This window comes from Fictibacillus sp. 23RED33 (genome assembly GCF_015903925.1).
In the GTDB taxonomy this organism is placed as follows: domain Bacteria; phylum Bacillota; class Bacilli; order Bacillales; family Fictibacillaceae; genus Fictibacillus; species Fictibacillus phosphorivorans.
Window position 1 is genome coordinate 1577295 of sequence record NZ_JACZDX010000001.1, and the last position, 23904, is coordinate 1601198.

28 protein-coding genes and 1 pseudogene are annotated in these 23904 nt (G+C 36.7%); 7 read left to right on the plus strand and 22 right to left on the minus strand.

Annotated elements, in window-relative coordinates; genetic code table 11:
* Positions 1–136 precede the first annotated feature (136 nt).
* The 11 genes and pseudogenes from IHV09_RS08105 to IHV09_RS08150 all read right to left on the minus strand — a co-directional run bounded on the left by IHV09_RS08105 (position 137) and on the right by IHV09_RS08150 (position 8170).
* The gene (locus IHV09_RS08105; RefSeq protein ID WP_197191744.1) at positions 137–718 is read right to left on the minus strand and encodes a PepSY domain-containing protein; all 582 of its coding nucleotides are present in this window, start codon (positions 716–718) and stop codon (positions 137–139) included.
* A gap of 140 nt (positions 719–858) precedes the next feature.
* Positions 859–1566 carry a PepSY domain-containing protein gene (locus tag IHV09_RS08110; RefSeq protein ID WP_197191743.1) on the minus strand — a complete coding sequence of 236 codons (708 nt, stop codon included), beginning with the start codon at positions 1564–1566 and terminating at the stop codon, positions 859–861.
* 77 nt (positions 1567–1643) lie between these two features.
* Positions 1644–3008 (minus strand): sensor histidine kinase, encoded by a 1365-nt coding sequence (locus tag IHV09_RS08115; protein WP_197191742.1) that lies wholly within the window; start codon positions 3006–3008, stop codon positions 1644–1646.
* A 3-nt stretch (positions 3009–3011) separates the two neighbouring features.
* The gene (locus IHV09_RS08120) at positions 3012–3701 is read right to left on the minus strand and encodes a response regulator transcription factor (protein ID WP_197191741.1); all 690 of its coding nucleotides are present in this window, start codon (positions 3699–3701) and stop codon (positions 3012–3014) included.
* A 176-nt stretch (positions 3702–3877) separates the two neighbouring features.
* Positions 3878–4390 carry a DUF2199 domain-containing protein gene (locus tag IHV09_RS08125; protein WP_197191740.1) on the minus strand — a complete coding sequence of 171 codons (513 nt, stop codon included), beginning with the start codon at positions 4388–4390 and terminating at the stop codon, positions 3878–3880.
* Positions 4391–4415: 25 nt separating this feature from the next.
* Positions 4416–5174 carry a DUF695 domain-containing protein gene (locus tag IHV09_RS08130; RefSeq protein ID WP_197191739.1) on the minus strand — a complete coding sequence of 253 codons (759 nt, stop codon included), beginning with the start codon at positions 5172–5174 and terminating at the stop codon, positions 4416–4418.
* 56 nt (positions 5175–5230) lie between these two features.
* The gene (locus IHV09_RS08135; protein WP_197264067.1) at positions 5231–5926 is read right to left on the minus strand and encodes an HAD family hydrolase; all 696 of its coding nucleotides are present in this window, start codon (positions 5924–5926) and stop codon (positions 5231–5233) included.
* Positions 5927–5966: 40 nt separating this feature from the next.
* Positions 5967–6626, minus strand: coding sequence for a GAP family protein (locus tag IHV09_RS08140; protein WP_231618151.1), 660 nt, complete (start codon positions 6624–6626; stop codon positions 5967–5969).
* A gap of 9 nt (positions 6627–6635) precedes the next feature.
* Positions 6636–7394 carry a MerR family transcriptional regulator gene (locus tag IHV09_RS08145; protein ID WP_197264069.1) on the minus strand — a complete coding sequence of 253 codons (759 nt, stop codon included), beginning with the start codon at positions 7392–7394 and terminating at the stop codon, positions 6636–6638.
* Between the two features lie 29 nt (positions 7395–7423).
* Positions 7424–7558, minus strand: a complete 135-nt coding sequence (locus IHV09_RS22645; protein ID WP_255520076.1) for a hypothetical protein — start codon at positions 7556–7558, stop codon at positions 7424–7426.
* 141 nt (positions 7559–7699) lie between these two features.
* Positions 7700–8170, minus strand: a pseudogene (locus tag IHV09_RS08150) (DUF4188 domain-containing protein).
* Between the two features lie 143 nt (positions 8171–8313).
* Here IHV09_RS08150 and IHV09_RS08155 point away from each other — a divergent pair.
* The 3 genes from IHV09_RS08155 (at position 8314) to IHV09_RS08165 (ending at position 10817) form a co-directional block, all read left to right on the plus strand.
* A complete protein-coding gene (locus IHV09_RS08155) occupies positions 8314–9213 on the plus strand; it encodes a M23 family metallopeptidase (RefSeq protein ID WP_197264070.1) in 900 nt (299 codons plus the stop codon).
* Between the two features lie 206 nt (positions 9214–9419).
* The gene (locus IHV09_RS08160) at positions 9420–9704 is read left to right on the plus strand and encodes an AbrB/MazE/SpoVT family DNA-binding domain-containing protein (protein WP_197191734.1); all 285 of its coding nucleotides are present in this window, start codon (positions 9420–9422) and stop codon (positions 9702–9704) included.
* A 264-nt stretch (positions 9705–9968) separates the two neighbouring features.
* The gene (locus tag IHV09_RS08165; protein ID WP_197191733.1) at positions 9969–10817 is read left to right on the plus strand and encodes a mechanosensitive ion channel family protein; all 849 of its coding nucleotides are present in this window, start codon (positions 9969–9971) and stop codon (positions 10815–10817) included.
* 60 nt (positions 10818–10877) lie between these two features.
* Here IHV09_RS08165 and IHV09_RS08170 read toward each other — a convergent pair whose 3' ends face one another.
* Positions 10878–11411, minus strand: a complete 534-nt coding sequence (locus IHV09_RS08170; RefSeq protein WP_370568945.1) for a GNAT family N-acetyltransferase — start codon at positions 11409–11411, stop codon at positions 10878–10880.
* A gap of 173 nt (positions 11412–11584) precedes the next feature.
* Here IHV09_RS08170 and IHV09_RS08175 point away from each other — a divergent pair, with 173 nt between their 5' ends.
* The 4 genes from IHV09_RS08175 to IHV09_RS08190 all read left to right on the plus strand — a co-directional run bounded on the left by IHV09_RS08175 (position 11585) and on the right by IHV09_RS08190 (position 14108).
* Complete coding sequence (locus IHV09_RS08175; protein WP_197128119.1) at positions 11585–11791, plus strand: hypothetical protein; 207 nt, start codon at positions 11585–11587, stop codon at positions 11789–11791.
* A gap of 98 nt (positions 11792–11889) precedes the next feature.
* Positions 11890–12153, plus strand: a complete 264-nt coding sequence (locus IHV09_RS08180) for a hypothetical protein (protein WP_197128120.1) — start codon at positions 11890–11892, stop codon at positions 12151–12153.
* Between the two features lie 391 nt (positions 12154–12544).
* Positions 12545–12979 (plus strand): GNAT family N-acetyltransferase, encoded by a 435-nt coding sequence (locus IHV09_RS08185; protein WP_197264071.1) that lies wholly within the window; start codon positions 12545–12547, stop codon positions 12977–12979.
* 181 nt (positions 12980–13160) lie between these two features.
* Entirely contained in the window at positions 13161–14108 is a 948-nt protein-coding gene (locus IHV09_RS08190; protein WP_197264072.1) for a nucleoside hydrolase, read from the plus strand.
* Positions 14109–14183: 75 nt separating this feature from the next.
* Here the strand turns inward: IHV09_RS08190 and IHV09_RS08195 are convergent, their stop codons facing one another.
* The 10 genes from IHV09_RS08195 to IHV09_RS08235 form a co-directional block, all read right to left on the minus strand.
* Positions 14184–15293 (minus strand): Ger(x)C family spore germination protein, encoded by a 1110-nt coding sequence (locus IHV09_RS08195; RefSeq protein WP_197264073.1) that lies wholly within the window; start codon positions 15291–15293, stop codon positions 14184–14186.
* Positions 15290–16399 carry a GerAB/ArcD/ProY family transporter gene (locus IHV09_RS08200; protein WP_197264074.1) on the minus strand — a complete coding sequence of 370 codons (1110 nt, stop codon included), beginning with the start codon at positions 16397–16399 and terminating at the stop codon, positions 15290–15292. The genes IHV09_RS08195 and IHV09_RS08200 overlap by 4 nt, the downstream gene beginning before the upstream one ends.
* Before the next feature lie 15 nt (positions 16400–16414).
* A complete protein-coding gene (locus tag IHV09_RS08205; RefSeq protein WP_197264075.1) occupies positions 16415–17926 on the minus strand; it encodes a spore germination protein in 1512 nt (503 codons plus the stop codon).
* 257 nt (positions 17927–18183) lie between these two features.
* Positions 18184–18486, minus strand: coding sequence for a hypothetical protein (locus IHV09_RS22375; RefSeq protein WP_231618152.1), 303 nt, complete (start codon positions 18484–18486; stop codon positions 18184–18186).
* A complete protein-coding gene (locus IHV09_RS22380; RefSeq protein ID WP_370568947.1) occupies positions 18473–19030 on the minus strand; it encodes a nucleotidyltransferase domain-containing protein in 558 nt (185 codons plus the stop codon). The genes IHV09_RS22375 and IHV09_RS22380 overlap by 14 nt, the downstream gene beginning before the upstream one ends.
* A 306-nt stretch (positions 19031–19336) precedes the next feature.
* Positions 19337–20086: a sulfotransferase domain-containing protein gene (locus IHV09_RS08215; protein WP_197264076.1), complete on the minus strand. Its 750-nt coding sequence runs from the start codon at positions 20084–20086 to the stop codon at positions 19337–19339.
* Between the two features lie 245 nt (positions 20087–20331).
* Complete coding sequence (locus IHV09_RS08220; protein WP_197264077.1) at positions 20332–21297, minus strand: arsenic resistance protein; 966 nt, start codon at positions 21295–21297, stop codon at positions 20332–20334.
* Positions 21298–21448: 151 nt separating this feature from the next.
* Positions 21449–21691, minus strand: coding sequence for a hypothetical protein (locus IHV09_RS08225; protein WP_197130069.1), 243 nt, complete (start codon positions 21689–21691; stop codon positions 21449–21451).
* Positions 21692–21746: 55 nt separating this feature from the next.
* Positions 21747–22388 (minus strand): HNH endonuclease family protein, encoded by a 642-nt coding sequence (locus tag IHV09_RS08230; RefSeq protein WP_197130073.1) that lies wholly within the window; start codon positions 22386–22388, stop codon positions 21747–21749.
* Between the two features lie 193 nt (positions 22389–22581).
* On the minus strand, positions 22582–23778 hold the full coding sequence (locus IHV09_RS08235) for a metallophosphoesterase (protein WP_197264078.1): 1197 nt from the start codon (positions 23776–23778) through the stop codon (positions 22582–22584).
* Positions 23779–23904: the final 126 nt, after the last annotated feature.

Sequence of the window (23904 nt, forward strand, 5' to 3'; positions counted from 1 at the left end):
TTGCGTTTTAAATGGTGAATTCTACTTGAAAACACAGAGAACGAAATGAACAGAAAAACAGTTGATAAAATTCTTACATACTCAAAAACGAGGCGCCTTTATTAGGCAGCCTCGTTTATTCTGGTGATTAAAGTGATTAATTGTTATCATTCTCATCAACGACAGCTTCACCTGTTACAGCATCTACGTTGACATCTACATCCTTACCGTCTTTTTGAATCTCAAACTCGTAAACATAATCATCATCAAGACTCATTTCTTTTATAGTTCCTGATACTTTCTTCAGTGCAATGGACTGCGCTTGTTCAGAAGTGATTTTAATTTTTGCAGGATCTATCTGATCATCGCGATCCGAGCTAACATTGTCATCCCCACTATTGTTATCGTCATCACCATCATCGTCGTTGTCATCTTGATCTTTCATACCTTCTTCAATTTTAGAGATCTTACCGGTTTCAGCCGCAATATCAAGATCGTATTCCTTGTCTCCGTTATGAACCTCAATCTCATACTTGTCTTTTAGACCATCTCGATCAAGTTCCATCTCTGCAATTGTTCCGCCTTTTGTTTTTTCTAAAGCGATGTCTTTTGCTTGTTTCTCTGAAATTACATTCTTAGCAGCAAACGCGCTAGGTGTGTTTTCTACATAAGTATATGTTCCTACTCCAATACCACCGACTAATACTGTACCTGCAATAATTTTTGTTAGTTTTTTCATTTGTTGTTTCCTCCTTGTTTTTAACTATAACCTTATAATAGACAGGTAAAATGAGAACAAAGAGAAGAGAAGATTAGAAAACGATGAGAAAAGCTGGTGTTTTTCTCAAAAAAATAAGAACGCTCTAGATTAGAGCATTCTTAGTCATTATCTTTTGTTTCCATCGTTACAGAGTTTACCTCACCCGAAAACGCATTTATGATTACTTGTGCTTCTTTCGTTTTCGTTTCAATCTCAACTTCATAAACGATCACACCGTCTTCATCATCTAACTCAATATCTGTGATGGTCCCTTTTACTTCTTTTAGGGCGATTTGGCTAGCTTCTTCTTCTGTTATTTTTGTTTTTGGCTCAGCCGGTTCATCTCTAGATTCAACCTCGTTTTTACTCTTGATGTCCCCATTGTTCCCGTTAATTTCCAAACGATAAGTTTTCCCTTCATTCTGGACAGAAACAAGATAGACTTTGTTTTCTTCATTAAATTCAGCAGACATCACTTCACCGTGTTTGGCAGCTATTTTTTCTGCTTCATCCTTTGTTATACGTTTTCCTGAAGTTTCTTCATGTTCTGTTCGATTCATGTCGAGAATTTCTCCAGAAACCGCATCAGACCAGATCACATATACACCTTGTTCACTTTTCAACACTGTTTTGTATTGCCGTGTATCTTCTCTATTCGCTAATTCTGTAGATAGAATCTCTCCTGGATATTTCGCGCTTACGATTTGATTCATTTTCTCTTTTTCTAATGTACTACCTTGGTTTCCGTTCACCCACTCTCTTGTTCCGAAGACAAGAAGGAGAATAACGACTATTATTCCAGAAATCATTGCTGTTTTTTTGTTCATACGTATTCCCCCTTTACATGGATTTTCTCATGTAAGAATGAAAGCTCCATAAGAATTAGATGAGAAAATGATGAGAATTAACTCTGTTTCACAGGAATCTCCATTGTAACCGTTGTTCCCTTTCCTTCTTCACTCACCAGATGAAGCTTCCCTTGGTGAGCAGAAACGATTTGTTTTGCGATGGACAGTCCTAGCCCCGCTCCACCTGTATCACGGCTCCTAGCTTGATCTACTCGAAAGAATCGATCATAGACTTTTTCGAGATTTTCTTTAGGAATGCCGATTCCATAGTCTGTTACGGAGATACTGACAGAGTTTCCTTGTTTGGTTAACTCCACTTCAATTGACTTCGAGCTATACTTAATGGCGTTATCTAAAAGGATGATAAGAACTTGCTTAAGTTTTAATGAATCACACTCTATATGGATTTCATTTATGTTGGATTGAACATGTATTTCACGTTCGTACGCCTTGTTCATATTCTTAGTTGCATTTTTAGCCATTTCAACCAAATCGGTTTGTTCAAGTTTCAGATCCACTTGCGATTCATCCCTTGCAAGAATTAGCATCTGCTGGGTTAACTCTTTCATCCGAATGGATTCTGAGTGAATCGCTTCTACAGCTTCTTCTAAAATTTCTGGCCGACTTCCTCCCCAGCGCTTCAGCATTTTCGCATAGCTTTCAATTACAGTAAGCGGCGTTCTCAGTTCATGTGAAGCATCAGATACGAACTGTTCTTGCTTTTTGTAGTTGTTTTCAAGAAGATCCATCATATGGTTAAACGTTCTTGCCATCTTATTCAGCTCATCATTCGATTTCTTATTGATCGTGATCCGTTTATACGTCCCACGCTTCTGGTTTTCTTCCATCGTTCGCGTTAAGTTGCTGATCGGTACTAAGATCAACCGGCTCAAGAATCGCCCTCCCAAGTAAGAGGGGATTAAAATGAGTAATGTAGCTAGGATTAAAACGATTCTTAAGATCTGCATTGTGTTTGGAATGGATGCTTCTTTTTCGATCAACTGTAAAGAAACAACCTCTCCGTCCGTCCAAATGACCGGGTGTTGAGAAACCGTATATATCATTCCGTCTAACTTCTTAACATCACTGTATTGATTCGATCTATAGGTATGTTTGATTTCCTGAAGCTTATCGTCATCAGTGATTCTTGATGAAGTAGCAGCTACACGGTTATCACTAGTAATAATACGAATCATTGAATCTGCAGGAAGGTAGGCACGCAAAAGCTGTGTCATGTTCATTTTTGTCTCAGATGACGTTTTAACCGCTTCTGTTAAGCTCTCCATTCTTGTCTCTGAACCTTCTAAAGCATTATCATATAGATTCTTTTGAAACAAAAGATAAATGCCACTATTCGTGATAAGTAGAATGATTAAAAGCCATACCGTTGAAAACAAGGTTATCCGATTTTTTATGTTCATGGGTTACTCCTTCATCGTGTAGCCTACTCCACGAATCGTATGAATATAGGGGTGTGAAAAAGTAGAATCAATCTTCTTTCGCAGATAACGTATGTAAACATCTACAACATTGGTATCGCCATAATAATCATAACCCCATACCTTAGATAAGATCTGGTCACGGTTTAATACCTGGTTTTTATTTCTCATCAAGAAAACAAGAAGATCAAACTCCCTTGGTGTTAACTCTACTAAGGAAGAATCTCGCTTAACTTCCCTTGTTTTCAAATCAACGGTCAGTTCACCTAGCTCAAACATTTCGCTTTCTTGATCTTCTGTGTAGTGTTGATTCATGCGGAGAAATGCACGGATTCTAGCTAACAGTTCTTCAATTTCGAACGGTTTAGTCACATAATCGTTTGCGCCAAGATCCAGCCCACTCACTTTATCTGGCAGGGCATCTCTGGCCGTTAATAAAATGATTGGAATATGACTACCAGTTGCTCTGATTCTTCTAAGAACCTCCAAACCACTTAGCTCAGGCAGCATCACGTCGAGTAGGATAAGATCCCACTTACCAGATTTAAACTTTTCTAATCCTTCCATGCCCGTTGTTGCTGTCTCCGTTTCATATCCTTCGTGTTCAAGTTCAAGTTGAATGATTCTTGCTATCTTTTTCTCATCTTCAACAATCAGAATTTTTTTAGCGCTCATCATTGTTCCTCCTAAGAAAGAAGCTTGTTAGCATTATTATAATGGAAGTTTGTAGTAAGTCCACGAATGATCCCTTTTATAAGGAACGTAATGAATCGACGAGACCCAATAAAAAAAAGAGATCCAATGAATAAATTTATCAGATCTCTTACATAAACTTCTCTATAGACTTACTTTCATAGTTCGCAAAGAAATTGAGCAATTTCTTTAACCCGATCCATTGTAATTCCTTGTACTTGCTCAATCGATAATGGGTGATCCGTAGGCTCGAGCTCAATAAAAGGTCGCAAATTTTGTGAGCGGGTATGTACATTTGTTTTTAAATTTACCGTTTCAGGATACATGGGAAGATGTGTAGATAACCACCCAAACATCGGATCCAGTTGTTCACTATTTGGGTCATCCCATTGCTCTAAAGTCAGTTCAAAGTTTTCTTTGCTAAGTGACACCCATACACCCCATACAAAGAGTTCAGTAGATCCAATAATGGGAATCTCAATACAACCTCTTATAAAGAAATGTTCACCGTCCATTACACAAAAATCATTAGTAAGTTCAAAATGCTTTTTTCTCTCTTTTATTGTAGCTTCTTCATAATATACAGGTGCTTTAATTCCATAATTTAAGGGAAGTTCATCATGATATTTTCCACAACATGTGCATTGGTATCCGCTAACTAAATCTGTCATCAGATTGCTCCTCAATTAAAATAACTTACTTTTTAAGAACAACAGGAGATTCCCACCCGTCATATTCACCATTATGTTTCTGAGATATTTCAATAATCAGATTTGTAACACAATCGATCAAGTCGTAATCTACACCGTCTTCTCGAGAGATTTTGATGTTAAATGTTCCTTCTTCATTCTTTTCCTGTTCGAAATCCTCCGTTTTAAATCCTTCTTTAATAATGTCTTGTTCAAATGCTTTTAAATCTTTTAATGTACGAAACTCAATCCAATGCTGAATCTCTCTGAGTTGTTCAAGATCGTCATTTTCTTGCTCAAGCAATTCCACTAAATCACGGTTACTCATCTGTTGAAGATGAAATTCATTTGGATAAAGGAATTCGTAATAAAATGACCACGGTTCCTCTTCTTCTATACTTGAGATTTCCGTTTCGTATTTATTATTATCAAAAATAGTGAATGTCAGTTTATCTATAATTTTGATTTGTTTTTCTTTTTTAGCGTAATAGAAGAATTCTCGTGTTCCATTCGTAGTTAATCGTCCAACTTGAATGATATCTTTATCATACAAGTTTTCCATCAAATCGTATTCAAGCTCACCTAGTAATTCATCTTCTAATTCTTCAGGGAACCCTAACTCAGTAGGGGACTTAATAGTAAGTTTTACTGTAAACAACCAATTGTATTTCTTAATATTAATTTCTTCAGTTACATCCAAATCAACAACAAATGAAGCAAGATTCCCATCCAATTCATCGATATAAAAATTCCAGTTATCAGACATGTGATGACTCCTCCTTTTCTTAAGTATACGAAGGGCTAATATTTCTATCTATAGTTCTATTTTCCTGATGAAATCTGGTATTTACCTAATCTATTACATTCCTGAATAACTAAAGGAATCTCCAACAGACCATCCACTATATAATCCGCTTCAACATCTTCCCTATGAGCATCTCTCTTCCAAATCCCTTTCATCCCAACATCTTGCGCAGCTTTTACATCATTCTCAGGATGATCACCTACAAAAATAGCCTCATTAGGAGATACTTGTAGTTGCTTTAAGGCTACATTAAAAATTCGAGGATCTGGTTTCTTTATCCCTTCCCATTCAGAAATTAATATCACATCAAAATATTCTTTGATTCCTAACGCATTTATATTATCAATCTGAAACTGTCCGAATCCGTTTGAAATGATTCCTAGCTTGAAGTTATTACGTTTTAAATCCTCTAACATTTCAATAAGATGAGGAAAAGGAAGGCAGTGGTTCTTAAATTCATTTATGTAATCAGTAAGAAGATCTTCCCAAGAAGGTTCAGGTAATGAAAATTCATTAGTAATTTGCTGATATACTTTATCCTTCCAAACAAATCCTCGGTTATCTAATTCTATAAATCGTTTAACATACATGTCATTTGTTACATAACCTTTTAGCTGCGGAAATCTGTTGTATTGTTCTTCAATAAATAGTTTCACAGACTCATCCCGATCTAATAGTGTACCATCTAAATCAAACATAGCAGCTTTTATCATTTGTAGCACACACTCCCCTAGTATCATTTTTTTACATTGCTTATAAATAATCTAAACTATTAAAAATCAGTATGATTCCAACGATACACATGATCCATGAAAGAGCTGAACCAGAATTCTTAACCAGGCTTTCACGTAGATTTTTTAAAGGTTTATCCATCCATCTACCAAACAAAAGATAAATGAAATACAACAAGAGCGGTGGCAAAACCATGATTAAATTGTATCCAGCTAATATAGAAACCCATTCCATACTTGAAAGATTAGTAGTAGATAAAATACTGATCGCTGCAAAGTAAGGAAAAGCGGTTCCTACTTCAATAAGCGAAGTTGACAACCCAAGGATTATGAAAGAAATCAAACGTTTAGACTTTGGAGTAGGCAGATCCGCATTTTTCTTTTGGGGAACATAGAAACTCGCAATAAACAAAATGGCTCCAATGAGAAAGATAGTCCAACTTATGGTTTGATTTTGAAAAATGTTAGAGACACTCTCAAGCAAAGTTGATATTCCTAACATGAGTGAAACACCGACTATAAAATAAAAACCAGCAACGGTTACTAGGTAGATGAAAATACGGGATGTTCGTTTCTCTTTCTCGTTTAATAGGAGATATACCGTAACCCCTATTGTCGCAGGACTTAGCATATCTAATACAGCTAATCCACCAATTAAAAGAAGTAGATCTACAGTCACCAAATTCCTCCTCTATTCAGAATGAGCCTCAGCCTTTTTCGTTATAAATATTTCATAAGCGGAGTTCATGAATTGAAGTACATCTTGATCAATGGGATATAACCCCAGTTTTTCTGATTCTGTTTCTGACATCCTCATTTCCCATAATTTATCTATGAATTCCTTTTCACCATCAAATGCTTCTAGTCTCTTTTCTTCCATTCTTCTAATAATGTTTTGAACCTTAGGAGAACTTGGGTCTGTATGTACAAACCGTTTTAACTGCCCAATAAGAGCAATCCATTCTAAAGAATCTGCGTTGTCGCTAGTCATGTTTGGAACCTTCTCCCAAAGCTTTAATTCTCTTTCTTTAAACAATGATTTTCTATATTTCTGCTGAAGTTCTTTATTGTTATTGGCTAATTGCATAACCTTTTGAATGGCAATCTCATTATTCTCATCTTCAATTGCCATACCATGTATTAATTCCCGTAGCGCACTCTCCATTTTGTTTAAGTTTTCTTGCTCTTGTTTTATATAAGAAAGTTGATTTCTTAGGCTATCTGACCAATCCCAGTCACTCGAATTTAGCATGTTCTTAATCTCGTTCAAACGAAATCCAATCTTTTTCATGAATTGAATCTGTTGTAACTTCTTTAAATCACCTTTGCTATAGAGACGATGTCCGCCTTCCGTTTTGGATGTTGATTGTAATAATCCTATCTGATCGTAGTGCCGCAGAGTTCTGACGGTGACCCCTGTCATCTCACTTACCTTATGAATGTGCAGCAATTGATAAACCCACCTCTCAAGATCTATTGTTATTTTATAAAAGTGTTCAGCAAGTAACCTGCTCCTAAACCAATGAGAACACCAGCAAACGCTTGATCTATAATTAAACCAACACCAGCTCCGATAATGACACATCCATAGATAACAACATCTTCACGTTTCATCTCATCATCCTTTTTATGTAAGTCGTTATCTATTAGTATACAAAATGACGTTACGTCAGTTTCAAGTGTTAATCAGCATTTATTTCATAATGAGTGGAGAAATTAAAAAAGATCTATCAACGGAGGATAGATCGACTAACACTAAACGTTCATTCTCTCTCTTGCAGATTGACTCTCTTTAGTTACAGCAGCTAATGAATAAGCTTTTCCGAGTCCAATGCTTGGCATATTGTTATAGATGGCTTCAGCCCCTCGATTTACAATTTTATAGCTTTCGTGGAATATGCCAACACTGCGATCGTTACCAATTTTCTTGTTGAATTCTTTTCATGCTACTAAGTGCATTTTACCATGAGCATAAGCTTCGAGTTGATCAAAGCTTCTCCAATATTGAATGAGTGTTACTCTTCTCCAACTAAAATGAAATTCTGTATGTAGGAAGCCGATCTCTGGGTTTTGATACAATTCTCTTATCATCGGTCCCATTGCTTTAAATACAGGTATCCACTTAGAAAATGAAAGCAACTTATTCACTCGCATCCCTATTACAAAAACGACAAAGTCTCCTTCCACTACTGCCACATGTCTACCCTTATGAATATTTGCCACGATCTTTATCCCCTTTATAATCCATTTACTTTAAATTAACATTAAATGGAATATAATGTTAGAATAAATTCATACAGTTAAAGTGGATTTTTTGTACCGGAAAGTAAAGGATTGACCACATATTATGAAAAGGATGAGGAGCAAATATGAAGAATACACCTTCAAGCATTACGGGTGAAACATTTGGGGCTAGCTTTTTAAAAGGCGATTTCCAAGAGATCTATGAACAAACTTTAAAGAGCTTCAAAGAAATGGTTACGTTAGAACAATTTATTGATTTATCGTCTTCGTTTAATTTAGATGTCCAACACTACACTCTTGAAAACAATACACTTCTTACCAATCATCTAAGGCACTTTTTATGGGTAGACAACGAAAGAGAAAAAGCGATCAGTGTTGTTTTTGATGAAGAAAATATCATCCATGGTATTCTACTTGCACCATTTATCACCTTCCCTGAAACGGACGACGAACTAACTAAAAACACTTACATGATGCCAATAAATGAAGAATGGTTTGTTTTTTGGGGAGGTGCTAACCAATTTATCAATTATCACTATGAGGTTGAAGAACAGCGCTATGCTTACGATCTCGTCATTGTTAAAGATGGACAATCTTTTAAAGACGTATCAACATCCAATGATAATTTTTACGCGTTTAATAAAGAAGTAATTGCTCCACTTGAAGGAAGAGTTGTAAAAGTAGTAAACTCTATCGATGATAATATTCCAGAGAAAACGAATGCTTCTAAACCTGAGGGGAACTATGTGATCATTCAACATGCAAACGATGAGTATAGCCTGATTGCTCATTTTAAACAGTATTCAATCGTAGTTGAGGAAGATCAAGTTATCAAACAAGGTCAATTGCTAGGGTTATGCGGAAATTCCGGAAACTCTTCTGAGGCTCATATCCATTTCCAGGTCATGAACTCACGCGATCATAACAACGGTAAGTCTATTCGAATTCGGTTTCATGGTGATTATGAACCGATACAAGGAAATCTTGTTACCCCTATACAACGGTACTCTGCTACACAAAAATAGATTCTTGATATATGTAAGTGGATGGATTTTCAATCATCCACTTTTTTGCGTTTTAGAAGCAACATTGCTCCTCTTTTCAATTACCAATACACTTTCTTCAAAATCAATTAATATTGAACATTATAGAGATATTATGGTAACATTTATAAAAATAAACAAATAAGTATAAGTATACATAATTTGGAATTTATTTAAGGGGTGACACGATGTCAGTTGTACTAAATAAATTTTACGACAACAAGAAAGGATATTTTCACCTCCCTGTTGTATGGCGAGAAGAGTTTCAGTTTCAAATTGGAGAAAAAGTAGGCGTAGATGTTGAAGACGGAAGAATTATCATTGATAAAACGGATGCAAGACGGTTTACTCCAATAATCGGAGTCAAAGGAAGACTTACAATTCCGATTGAAATTAGACAAGAATTAAAAAGCCATACATATCAATTAATCGCGATACAAGAAACCGAACAGTTTGTTTTAATACCAGCATAGTAAAAGCTACATCGCTAATATAGGATCGTAAAAAGTACATAGAAATACAAAACGGTTTCTATTATTGAAATCGTTTTTAGTTTGAACTATTTTGTAAACAAATTTTACTAATTAACGCGTGAGTATATTTTTGAAGTTTTGTATATCAACTATTCAATGATTGACCTTTCTCTCATTAAGTTTTAAAATCCGTTCACCAACGGAAAATAATTTTGCTTATTATCCGCATTCTATTGGTATAGTGTAAGAGTGGGAGTTGAAAGAATGTTTAACTTAGAATTGTTTAACAAGTTACCTGTGAAAATTTTAATTGTAGCCGTTTTAATTGTAGTAACCGCTTATTTTATCCGAAAATCTGTTCAGCTTTTCTTTGACAAGACGAGTTTTCTAGATGAAAACCGTGAAGAAACGTTAATGCATTTTACAGATCAAGTTCTGAAAGTCATCGGTTTGGTGTTCTTCTTCATTTATGTCCTAAGCCATTTCTATGATCTAACTAGACTTGTTACTGGTTCGGTCGTTGTAGCCGGTGCCCTGGCATTGATCTTCCAGCATATTATCCGTGATTATATTATGGGACTTGCTTATCTGTTTGAGAGACAGATCAACCTTGGCGATTATGTCATCATCAACGGCAACAGACAAGGGAAAATAGAAGAGATCAGCATGCGTCACCTGAAGATTCGTCAATACGACGGTTATCTCTATACCGTTTCCTACGGAAGTATCAATGAACTTCAGAACGGAAACCGTGGCATGCGCCGTGTGAACGAAAGTCTTATTCTAAACTATAGACAAAACCCTGACGAGGCTTTTAAAGTGATGGAAGAAGTCGCAAGAACGTGCAACGAGAAATATAGTGATTACCTCTTAAAGGATTTGAACGGTGAACCCGTTGAGGGTTTTAAGTTCAACCAAATTACCGAATTAAATGTAGATTATAAAGGACACCGATATTCACTTTCTGGTCTCGTAAAGGAAGCTTATTTTGTGGATGCAAGTAAGCGAGTAAGGTATGAATTAGCACTTGCCGCATATGTAAATCAGTTGGCGATGGCTGAGAACGGTGAAATGGAATTGGATAAACGCACCGATTCCCAAGCATCTCATTAAGAAAAAAGTTTAATGAATGCAGGCCTTAAGGATTGCAGCCTGCATTCATACCTATTAAATTTATATATCCTCATCATTAATAATGGCAAGTACCTGATGATCTTCCCACCTGCCATTAATCTTCACATTTTTCTTAGAAACTCCTTCTTTATGAAATCCGTTTTTCATTAATAATTTGATTGAGCCGATATTGTGAGGCATCACTTCTGCTTCTAGCCGATGAAGTTTAAGCTCTTTAAACGCAAAGTCTATAATAAGCGGAAGAGCTTCTGTCATATAACCTTTACCGTTATGAACCTTATCAAGAGAATAACCTACCATTCCTTTTTGCGCAGGTCCTCTTTCAATCTTGAACAGACCAATCTGTCCGATTAGTTCATGAGTTTCATGAAGAAAAATTCCAAAAGAGTACCCAAGACCGCTTTCTCTTCGTTCCTCAATTTCTTTTAAGCGTCTTTCTTGCCCATTTAACGAATAAAAATCTGAATCCCGCTCTGGTGCGTATTGTTGAAAAAATTCCTTGTTCCTACTTTCAATATCAAATAAAGCTTGTAGATTAATTATTGTTAGAGGCTTAATATATATGTTCTTCATCATGTGTCCCCCATGCTTGGTAGTTACCTTATTTACGTTCAACTTAGCTTAAATAAATCCTCTTAGTTTGAAGTTGATGCTTCGATGTTTAACACATGTACAAAATATGTAGAAGTTTAATTAAAGTAATGATATATTATTATAAACATAAAGACTCTATAGGAGAGACAATGATGACTACAAAATTAAATACGTGGATACTAAAACACAATCTAGATCTACAATGGCTGCAAGAAGCTAGTAAGTTTCCTTCCTATCAAGTGCAGAAACTGTTAAATGACCCCCTTTATAAACCAGACGGTACTACGATGAGAATTGTACTAAGTATTGTAAAAAAGAAAGAGGACACAGCGAAATTAAGTGATTTTTGGGATGTTTAAATAAATTTCTAACACATTTTGAGTAAAATAGTGACTTGTCTAGATCATTTTACCCTCCAACTGCATCTACTAAAGTATGAAATGTAGGAGGTGCTATCTTGGGTAAAGACAAGCATTGTAAGAAAAAGAAGAAAAAAGTAATCTGTTGTGATCCTGTTTATATCATTGAGGATTCATATACAGAGAAAGAAGTTACTTTCGTTCATCCGATCATACGTGTAAAACGTGAACACATTAAGTATGTTCGCCGTGACGTGTATGAGGAGAAAGTAATCAACGAAGTAATCGATCCTGGTTCTCCAACTAAATGCGATTGCAATAAAAAACACAAAAAATGTAAGAAAAAAAGCAAAAAGAAGTAATTTCTAAGTATAATTACTCTTTCTGAATGGAACCCCCGACATTATGTTTCGGGGGTTTTGCTTTGTTTTGAGATAGAAGTTTTTACGGTACGTGTTTTTATAAGTCTTACACGTTGGCCGATAAATGAGTTGTTACCACCTGTAAAATTGTCCCCATCACCTACGTTGTACAAAACTTCACCGGCAAATAAATCTTAACCACCTAGGCATTTGAGCTGACCACCTGAAATGGTACAAGTCACATAAAATAGACATTAGTATGCTACACTCTCCTGTGAAACACCTCACTAAAAATTCATTTTCTATAGAAACAAGTAATTCTTGATTTTGATATACTGTAAACGTACATAAAATTCGAATTTTCTATCAATTACAGGAGTTGAGAGAACAAATGAATGATAATTTTAAGGCGATTGTTGGTGAAGGTAATGCTGAGTTAGATCAACGACTTTCTGATGAATTAGATAAAGTGAACGCTGCAGCTACGGCTGGCATCTCTCCTGCTCGGGAGTTGACGGTACAAATTGTCGATCATTGTGGTCAGCTTGCAGCCGGTATGAGTGGATGGACTTGGGGCGTAGCTGCTGGTATCGCGATGACATGGGTCCGTGAAGATGTGAGAAAAGACGGTCTTGGCACAAAATTGCTACATGATTTTGAACAAGAAGCTCTAGAACGAGGTTGTACACACGTATTTACTACTTCCTTCACATTTCAAGCACCTGGTTTCTATGAACGACATGGCTATGATGAACTGTTTCGTTGGGAAGGATTACCGACTCCAAATGCGGCAGACATTCATTTTCGCAAGGAACTTAAGCTCTAGTAGCTGTAACGGTGATAAGTGATACCTAAAACGATATTCCTACCTACATCCCCTATTACCTGCAACAATTTAGTTGAAGATGATTCTTTTAGTCATTTAGGAACATGCTCCAGAATACTTTCAAAGTAGCATGTTTTTTTCGTAAAATTAACTTTCTGAATTATTTTAAAGGGGCGGTAGTATGTATAACGTTTTACTGTTCTGTGATCCAGGAATCGATGATTCTCTTGCGATTATGTACGCACTGTTAAATCCTAAAGTAAATGTTGTAGGAATCGTTTCGAGCTATGGAAATGTACCACAACAACAAGCCATACAAAATGTTGCTTATCTTCTACAGCTAGCTGGTAGAGAGGATATTCCAATCATCGCTGGTGCAAGAAGTCCGCTTAGTGGTGAGATCGCAATCTTTTATCCGGAAATCCACGGTGAAGAAGGTCTTGGACCGATACGCCCACCAGACACCGTTCAAAGAGAAGTCGTAAATTTTGACGAAATCTTCAAGATTATAAATAACTATGCTCATAATATTTTCATTGTGGATGTTGGAAGGTCTACCTCATTGGCCATTGCTTTCTTGTTAGGAGGAGAAGAACAATTACGTAAAGTACGTGGCATCTATTGTATGGGCGGTGCCTTTTTGGTTCCAGGGAACGTAACTTCATTAGCCGAGGCAAATTTTCATGGAGATGCGATCGCAGCCAACTTGATCCTCGACAAAGGAAGAAATGTGTATATCACACCTTTGAATGTTACGAACTATGCGATTATTAAACCTGAGAATATCGATCAGATTACCTCTCAACCGTTCAATTCTTTCTCTCACTTAATAAAACCTATATTTGATTATTATAACGATGCTTATAAAAAGTTAGACCCTAGCCTTTCCGGTAGTCCGTTGCATGATGTGTTTACTTTGTTTGCCTTAGTTAACCCACAACTAGTTAGGTATGTTAACCGGGAAGCTTCCGTTTCAATCAATTTTGATAATACAAAAGGAGTAAGTATTGCTGATTTCAGACCAAGGTCTACAGAAGAGACTACTGAAGCTACAGATTTTATCGCCATCTCATTTAATTATCAAGCATTTTTAGAAGATTTTATTCAAATTATGACATCTAAGAGATAATCGTGTTAATGAGCAGAACATGAAGGTGTGTCTCATATTTCGGTGAACATCTTCCCTTTCCATACAATAGAACATTTATTCAGTAATACCTGTACGAACTAGTCTAAAATCTACCTTCATAGTATAAGTCATATTCTTGTATTTTTCGTGCCATTTCCCTTTTGATAAGTCTGAATGACGAACGGTACTTCTATAAACTTCGCCAAATCCAAAAATATCTGAGTTGCGTTCTTGAGAATAAGTAATAACTTTTTTTGCTTCATTCTTAATCTTATTGTTTAAGGCTTTTTCAAGTTGTTTCACGTTTCTTGGTATTGTCAGATCGACATCACCTTGAATTTCGAGCAACCGCGCTTTTATGTTCAGTTGCAGAGCAAATTGCGGAATATTTTTATCTTTTAGGCTGAGATCCCTTGAGCTCACGATCATATCAATGACAGTTGTAACTTTTTGTTCTTTTCCGTTTTCATCCTTCATTTCAAACGGAAGCTCAATACTGCCAGCATGATACTGATCTCGTATTAGTTTCACATAAAAACTATCATCAGGAGAAAGCTTTCCGACGATCTTGTCGTTCCTCATGACTGCATTTCCGGTAACGCGAATTAACTCTCCATCTCTTTTTAAGATAGGCAAAATTGGATCAATTCCATCTGAATAATAACTTTGCTGAACTTCTTGAAGAGTAGAATTCGATATCTGCTCTTTATCTGTCAGCTGTTCAATCTGATTAAACAACTGCTGTCCAACGTCTGGAATATTGCGGTATTCATGCTCCAATAAATCCTTTGTTGAACCTTCAACGATGGCAAGGTAGGTAAGGTCGCTGATGGACGGGTCTCTCGCAAGTGTGTCAACATATGGTTTAATCCCTCTTTTTGCTATCTCTTCATTATAGAGAGCCACACGGAGCTGCCCAGATTGCAACTCTTTCGAGGTTTTCAGGTTCGCGTTCAACCTTCCCCCTTTACTTGTCAAACCTTCACTTGAAACAACATCGATATTTCTTACAGCTTCTGGATCGATTTGTAATACAACCATGGTCGACCGTATTTTGTTATTCCCTACAAAATCATAGCCTACTGTGGTTATTAATCCAATGTCTTCTAAAATTTTTCGATCCGCACATCCAGTAAGGAGTATGAATATCCATAATATTATTATGTAAACTTTAAGACGCTTCATGTTCCTATCCCCTTATTGAAAACCTTCTTTTTTAGCCAAGCAAAGGAAAACAAAATAAATGGGTAGCAAGCCACAACGAAAAAAGCACACTTCGCAAAGAGATCATTTAGATGGTTGACTTGTGTTCTTGTTATAATTAGCTGTACGGAGATAATAACGATTAGAGAAAATAGCCAAACGCTTCTCTTAATTGAAACTTTGAATACCCTCTCCATTCCACGACAAGCAGACCACATATAGAAGATTAGATTAGGCAGGATAATGAGCATCCAAAATGTAATCGCTACATATTCGAACCGTTCAATGAAAGGCAGTCGCACAATTTTAAACAATGACAAAGTTGCCCATACTGTTTTCTCTAACTGAACTCCGTTAAAATAAGTAATGGCTACAATCATTAACGCTGTATAGATGAACGTGGTAAATAAGATGCCTAGCTGTGCAAATTTCATAACCTTCTTCTTTTCTTTTAAATACGGATAGATTATATAAAGGATCTCAAATCCTAGGACTGTAAAAGTCATGTTATATGCACCTTTTAACAAACTGATAAGATCGGCTTCAAACATTGGAAGCAAATGATCAATTCGCGCAAATTTTATCGGATAACTAATAAAGAGCAACAACCATAGAGATAGAATAACGCTAAAAAAGGAAATGCCGATTATGCTTCGAACTCCAGAATTAATGCCATATGTAACGAGAATCAGCATGGACATAGATAGAAACCATAATGGAAGCTCTGGGAAAATCCATGCTTGAATAACTTCAATATAGTTTCGCAAGACCACAAAAAAGCTAAGAAGTGAGTAAAAAATGTAAAAACAGTTCAAAACTTTACCGATCAGAATTCCAAATACATCGTGTTGAATTCCATAAAGATCAGTGGAACCATACAACTCTAAGGTCTTGATGATGATGAAGACTAGAAGGCTCGTCGCAACCCCAGAAATAAGAACGGAAATCCAAGCATCCTGTTGGGCATCTCTATAGATGATACGTTGAAATCCTTGAAGGCCAACACCAACCTGAGTCGTATGAATGATAAAGAAGACTAGGAACGCGTTAACCAATTGGTTTGGCTTCATCTTAAGGATAACTTCCATGCTAGGCACTCCTTTCTATTTAACTTTATCCGGGTTATACTTATTTCTGTTTTGTGGCCTTGCTAATTGTGGCCGCCGAAAGGTAAATTTGATAGGCAAACGAACAATACTATCTAGCCAGTCAGCGAATCTTGGCGGGTAAAACGGTGCTAAGTACGGACTTTCCAATGTCGTTAGTCTTAAAAGATGTATAAGAATAATACAGAATCCAAACATAATTCCATAAAAACCCCAAAAACCAGCAAGAAATAGTAGTGGAAAACGAATAATTCGAATTAAGCTTCCCATCGTATAACTTGGTGTAGTAAAAGACGCCAAAGCACTAAGGGCAACGATAATAATCAAAATGTTGCTCGTAAAACCAGCCTGGACTGCTGCTGTTCCAATAACAATACCTCCCACGATACCCATTGTCTGTCCAACTTTCGTGGGTAAACGGGCTCCTGCTTCACGTAATAGTTCAATGATAAATTCCAGAAGTAACGCTTCAAATAATGGAGGAAATGGTACTCGTGATCTGGATTCTCCTAATGGTACTAAAAGGGCTTGTGGAATAACTTCATAATGAAAGGAGAGAGCTGCAACGTATAGCGCTGTAAAAAATACGGATAAAAGCATTGCAATAATACGTAATAACCTAATAAAACTAGCGATTGGCCATCTTACGTTATAGTCTTCTCTACTTTCAAAAAACTCTATAAACGATAATGGACAAAGAATTGCCATCGTACTTCCCTCTACCAAAATAGCTAACTTCCCATTAAGTAATCCATCACATATACGGTCTGGTCTCTCAGTTAATAACATTTGAGGGAAGATGGATAACGCATTATCACTAATTAACTGGTTTAATACCGCACTGTCTAATAAACCATCCACATCAATAGATTTTATTTTTTCCTTAATCCTTGTGACCATAGCCTGTGAAGCAAGGCCATCTATATAAAGTAACGACACTTCCGTATTCGTCCTAGCGCCTATTACAAATCGTTCATTACGAAGATCAGTTGTTGTAATATAACGTCTGATTAGAGATATATTAGTAGCTAATGACTCGTTAAATCCAATTTGTGGTCCTACTACCTGTGACTCATTTTCAGGTTTACTTAAAGAACGATTATTATCTGTAGGAATGTTAATTAACAATAATGTGCTTGTTTGATCAATATGTATTCCCACACTACCTTTGAGTATCGACACCATTCCGTTCTTCATACTATAAGACTTTTGTATTTCTGAAACTGCAATTTCCGTTATTACGTTCTTTTCTGTGTAGACCTGTACATTTTTTAAGTGTCCAATTATATTCTGATTAAGTTCTTTTATATTTACTTGAGTATCGATATAAATAATGGTGAGGTTTGAAATTTTAAGCGTTTTAAAATCTGCTGAATGATGTAATTTTTGTTGAATTTTTTTTAGAAACTCTACAGAATCGAGTGGTATATCTGATGAAGTATTCGTTTCTTGTGACTCAACAAATGGTTTTTCTTGAAGTAACTTCTTGATCTCTCTTTTTCTAAACATAACCTCACCTCGACCATTAGTTTCAACACAAAAGTTTATAATATACTTTAGAAAAACTGAAAATCAATCTGCACATATTATTCAGCATTATTTCTTTTCTCATACAAACTAAAAAGAAATAGGATTTTACAAATTTGTTACATAATGAACTACAAATAAAAAAAGCATTGCAGAAAGCAATACTCTCATTTTTAAAAGTTTTCTTATCTAGAGCAAGAAAGAACACCTAGCTACTCAGTTAGGTGTTGGAGGGTACTTTATTTTAATTTGTGCTGAATCAAGGTCTCTACCTCTTGCACAACTTTCTTGAATTTTTCCACTTCACCATACAAATTATCTTGTTTATTAGTAATTGATTCAAAAATATCATTAATGCGAACTTCAAAATTCTCAGGAGTATATCTAAAGCGACTTGCTAACTTGATAGCTCCTTTTTCATTTATAAGAAACGTTTCATTTAGAGCAAATAACACTTGAGTTAGACAAGAGGCACATCGAAAAAAGCAACCTGAGATATACGAAAGGTCATTAATAACGACCCCCTTCTTAGCATTTTCCAATGAGAAATTTGCTTCCCAAAAAAAACTGATTAATGATCGCTTTCTTTAACGCTTTGGGATAAGGAACGGTATAAGACTTTAGCTTCTCTATTTTTTCATAGGGGTCCCATAAAGGTTTGCAAATGGCTATCTCTCCAAAGTAAATAGAATTTTGAAAGCCGTGTGGATGCCCAGGTTGATAATCTATTGAGATATTCCCAGCCATACAATCTTCAACAACGGTAGAAATTTTGTTTAGATCCCGATATAAAAAATCCACTGGCATATTATTCACCTTTAACCAACCACCACCATTGATCCAAGGTCCCCATTCGCCAATTGGAGTAACTAAACCTTCTCTATGGAAGTCATCGATTTCTGAAGCAATTTCATCTAGCTTTTTAATATCAAACGAATCAGCCGAACGATAATAGATTCCAATATCAATATCTGAAGCTTGAGTATGTGTGTCCTTCGCTCTAGATCCGCCAAGGACAATCGCTTCCACTCCTGGCACATCCTTCACACGGTCTACAATATCTTTAATAATCAAGTTTGTACTCACTTTTCACACTCCTATCAACAAAAATGAAATAGTAAAATGATTATTTAAACAAGGATAACTACATCAATTTAATTCTTGAACTTTAATTCTTTGGCACTTTACTTTTTCGATTTAGCTTTCTATACTCCTTTTAAAGTCGTGAATGGAACAATGAAACACAAGAACATGCCACTTTGCTACTATTAATCTACATAAAGAAATGGTTTTGCCCTACATAACCAATACATAAACAAAAAACCAGGCAGCTAAGCAAATATAGACTAGCTGACTGGTTGCATAATTTTGGTTTGTTATTGAGGTAATTACTTACCAAAGTAAATCTGATTCATATCCTAATTCAATGAGTAATTGGCCAGCATTTTCCTTAAATGCAAGGGTAATCTCTTCGTCAAATTCCTCTTTCCAGTTGCCAATCGTTCCTTTTCTAAACGTAGCGGAGTCTTGAGTTGATATGTTTTCTTTTGCACGTTTAATTACGGTATGATCGATGCTCTCTTTATCCTCTTCTGTAACAAACTGAACGATCTTCTGAACCGATTCGTCTAATGATCCTTCACTCCTTAGTAGATCTTCAAACTTAATGGAAAGCACGTTAGGTGCAGATAACCATCCTTTAAATTCAGAAAACCAATCGTGAATATCTTGATGACCCAATTCAGGAATTCCTCTTATGATAAATAGCATTCGTTCTTTTTTGGACAGCTGCTTACTCTTGAAATATTGATGAAGTGGAGCATTCACCTTCTCAATATAATAATTATAAGAGACCACAACATCTCGCAAGTCTCGATATAGAAAAATCTGTTTCATATTGAGAGCTTGTAGAAGACTTGCCCATGATCCGGAATAATAGATATGCCCTGACAAAAACTCATTATTGCTTAGTTTCTCTAACTCACGCTGATGTTCAGCCAATTGTGCAGAAACACCTTCGTAAAGATGCAGGTTTTGATCAAATGTTATTGAGTGAATACCTGTTAATATTTGAAACATAAGATGTGTTCCACTTTTTGGAAACGAATTAAAGAAAAAAGGACTTATTGTTTTTTTATTCATTTTTATAGATCACCTTTTCTATTTACATAACATGCCTTATATATCTTATTCGTTCCTCTCCTAAACGCTTGTACAACTGCCTGAAATCTCATACTTCTATGCATGAAAAATAATTTTATACATACATACACTTTTACCGTTCAACGCACGAAAGATATAGAGCAAGACCTTAACCCCTAATTGTTAGCAAGATGAAACCATGGAAAAGGCAGGGATACGCTCCCTGCCTTTTTTCTGTGCACCTTTTATTTAGGATCTCTTAAAATCCATTTTGGCACTATTTTAATGTAGATTAATTCTCCAATCAGCTCAACAATCGTTTGCGTCACAATAACTGCTGCCGCTAATGTTCTCCAAGACTCTGGTAACGCAAGCGCTAACGGAAGAACGACAAGAGAATTTCTTGTTCCCATGCTGAAGATTAGTGCTCTTCCTGCACCTATATCAAAAGTGAATACGCGTGCGATAAAGCGAGAAACAATTGGCATGATGATTAAGAAGAATAGATAGATCGGTATAACTTGAACGATACTATTAAAATCATTGTAGACCTTTCCTATTTGTGAAGCGACTATGACGAATAAGACAAGAGCCATAAACGGGACGGGTAACCATGCTGTCAGGTTTAATGCTTTATCACCAATAGTCTGTTTTCTCGCCCATAGTTGTGTTAGAACCGCTAATAATAAAGGCACCACGATCAATAAGAAAAAGGCTTCTAAAAATGGTCCGATCTGAACGATTGACATCACCTCTTTACCGATAAATAACCATAGATAAAGAGGAAGCAACACCATCTGGACAACAAACAAAATAGGTGTTGCCGCTAGCATCAGTTTTTCGTTTCCTTTACCTAGCTGAGTAAAGACGATGACATAATCAATACACGGAGTAAGAAGAACTAAGCAAATCCCCAATACGATTGGTGCAGGCTGTGGGAAAATGGAAATTAGACCCCATACTATGGTAGGTACGATTACGAAATTTCCGATTAGCAAAGCTATCATAAATCTGACGTTTGAAACAGCTTCTCTTATCTTTAAAAAAGGAATTTGGGCGAACATCCCGTACATGAGGATAGCGATTAGTGGAGAGATTGTCCATTGAAGTCCAGCTCCGAAATTTTCAAAGGTAAGACCGGTAAAGCCACCTATTAGTAAAGATATACCATAAATCCATATTCGTTGATTTTCTAGACCTTCCCTCGTCATGTAATATCTCCTTCTATTCCAAAACTTCGTCGTAAAGTTTATGTAAATTACATTCAATAACTTTTAAATTATTAATATACCATTTCCATTATCAATAAAAAAGAACCGCCTCATTTTAAAGACGGTTCTACGAATCAATTGATTAAACTTACTAAGCACGTTCCAGCACTTTAGCCAGCATACGGTGAATAACCTCGTGATCTCGTGGATCATGCAATTGATACTCTTCACCAGGTAGTGTATACCACTCTGCTGCCCCCGCGTATGTGATAGCGAGGTTCAGAATACCTTGTTCATTGCAGCTTGTCTTAAGCTCGAGCTCTCCGCTGATCACACCCACCTCTGTAGTCATTACGCCATGAGTTGCCGTAAAGACTGTTGATTTCTCTTCCATTGGAGCAGCTCCTTTCCATTAAACAAGTTAGTACATTGTTTATACTCTAAATTGATTAATACGTGCAAGTGTTAAGCATGCTTTGTAGTTGTGTTTTTTCTGCTGATTGAAGATTTAAGCCCCAGTTGTACTTTGTTTGAATCCACCATTTTGCGTATCCACAACCAGCTGCAGTCCGAGTTGGCTTCCATGTTGATGGATCTTGGTCACCTTTTGATCGGTTAGAACTTGCCGTCACGGCAATAAGTTGCGGACCAGTAAGATCGTTCGCGAAATCCTCACGTTTGTCTGTTGTCCAGCTACTTGCACCAGAACGCCAAGCCTCAGCGAGGGGTACAACATGATCAATATCAAGGTCAGATGGATTCGTAATCGTTACACCATCATAATAGCTGTACCAGCTACCGGATGTTACTGGACAATCTCCGCTAAAAGAGTCAGCATCACGCTTAAGAACAACTTGACGTGTATCACATCCTCCACCTTGACTCGACCAGTGTGGAAATAGATCGCGAGAATAGCCAGTCATTGAACCTTCTGTCTTAACCACTAATGCGTTCAACTGAGATTGTGCAGCAGATTTAGTAGGCGTTCCTGGCGGTAGCGCCCATGCCTTTTGATTATCATCAGATGATACGACGACAAAAGACATCACCAGAGTAAAAATAAACGAACACAACATCGATTTCTTCAACATGCTTAAATCCTCCAATATGTAGTTTTTTGAATCGTTATAATTTTATAACATCTCTTAAGAAAAAGGCATTACCTTTAAATCAATTAAACATAATCTAGACCTTAGATATAGGTGGATAGTCTGGATTTTCTACGGCAATTCCACTCACGAAAAGCATTATAGTAAAATATAATTATCTCTTTGTGTTATTCCACTATTGCATCGCAGGCTGTTTTTCTCCTGGTAAAGGAGCCGGTTCCATGCTTTGGTCGTTTGGCGATAAGTCAATTCCATAATTTTTTGCAAACACCATGTGTGTCTCTTTAAGAACGTTTTCGTGATTCAGATCCAAGTTAAAGACACGCGCACCACGGAGGCGATTCTTCTCTACCCCAGGAAGTCCATACGCTCCAAATCCTGCGCTTCCGCCATAACCTAACATAATGCCATAATAGTTTCCGGCATACGTGTTGATGTGGTCATGTCCACAAAAGACTCCTCTTACATCACCACGATGCTGCATCGCTGAGAATAATCCAGAGTTGATCGGACCCGGACACTCATCTTCGTTTCTCTCACCTGTAATCTGATGTTTGTTTTTAGCTCGAGTATGATCAGCTTCAGTTCGGCCATCTACACTCGAATACCACATATAACGGTGCTCCCATAACGGAATGTGTATGAACATGAGAGAAGGCACCTTAAATCCAAAACGGTTTTCGATCTTTTGAGACGTTTCATTGTACCAATTGACTTGATCAAAACGAACCCAGTCCCATGTTGGATAACCTTCAAAATTTTGACCCGCAATCTCTTTTGGTGCGTATCTTCCACTATCCATCAACCAGAAATTAAAAGCGGGCTTCTTTCCTTTCGTGTCCCAAACAAGAAGGTTCATGTTCCCAGTTCCTGTGATGTGTTTCGCTCCCTTATCGTTCACATTGTGTTTATAAGATTGGTAGAATGCAAGCATCTTACTCTCATCCACACCGCTTTTTGGGGTAGAATCTTCATCATGATTTCCGAATGTAATGGCCCACTTAATGCCTCTCTTCTCCATCGGCCCAGCAACATTGTTCATCGCCTGTTTCATTTCTAGTTCTGTGTCACATCCACCCGTAATTACGTCTCCGTTCAATACCACAAAGTCAGGCTTCTCAGCATCTAGCACTTTTTCCATCAGCTCAATCGTACGACGGTCGATCCGCTCATCGTCTTGTGTATCGTTAAACTGAACGACCTTGAAAGTGCCATTGGAATGAAACTTTAACACTTTTTCTTCCTTTCGATCTGCATGAGCTTTTTCAGTGAATAAGTTGGATGTATCACCGAGCGACCCTAGTGTTAATGCCAAAGTGCTCGCTCCACCTATCTTAATAAAATCACGACGATTCACTTGTTTAGAACTCATTTTGCTACCCCTCCGTAATATGTATGTTGGATTGTTTGTTACAAGATTAAGAGTAGCAAGGCTATTTTTAGATAGTGTTTGATTGGTGTAAATGTTGTGTGAGAGTGGTTGTTGAGAGATTTTACA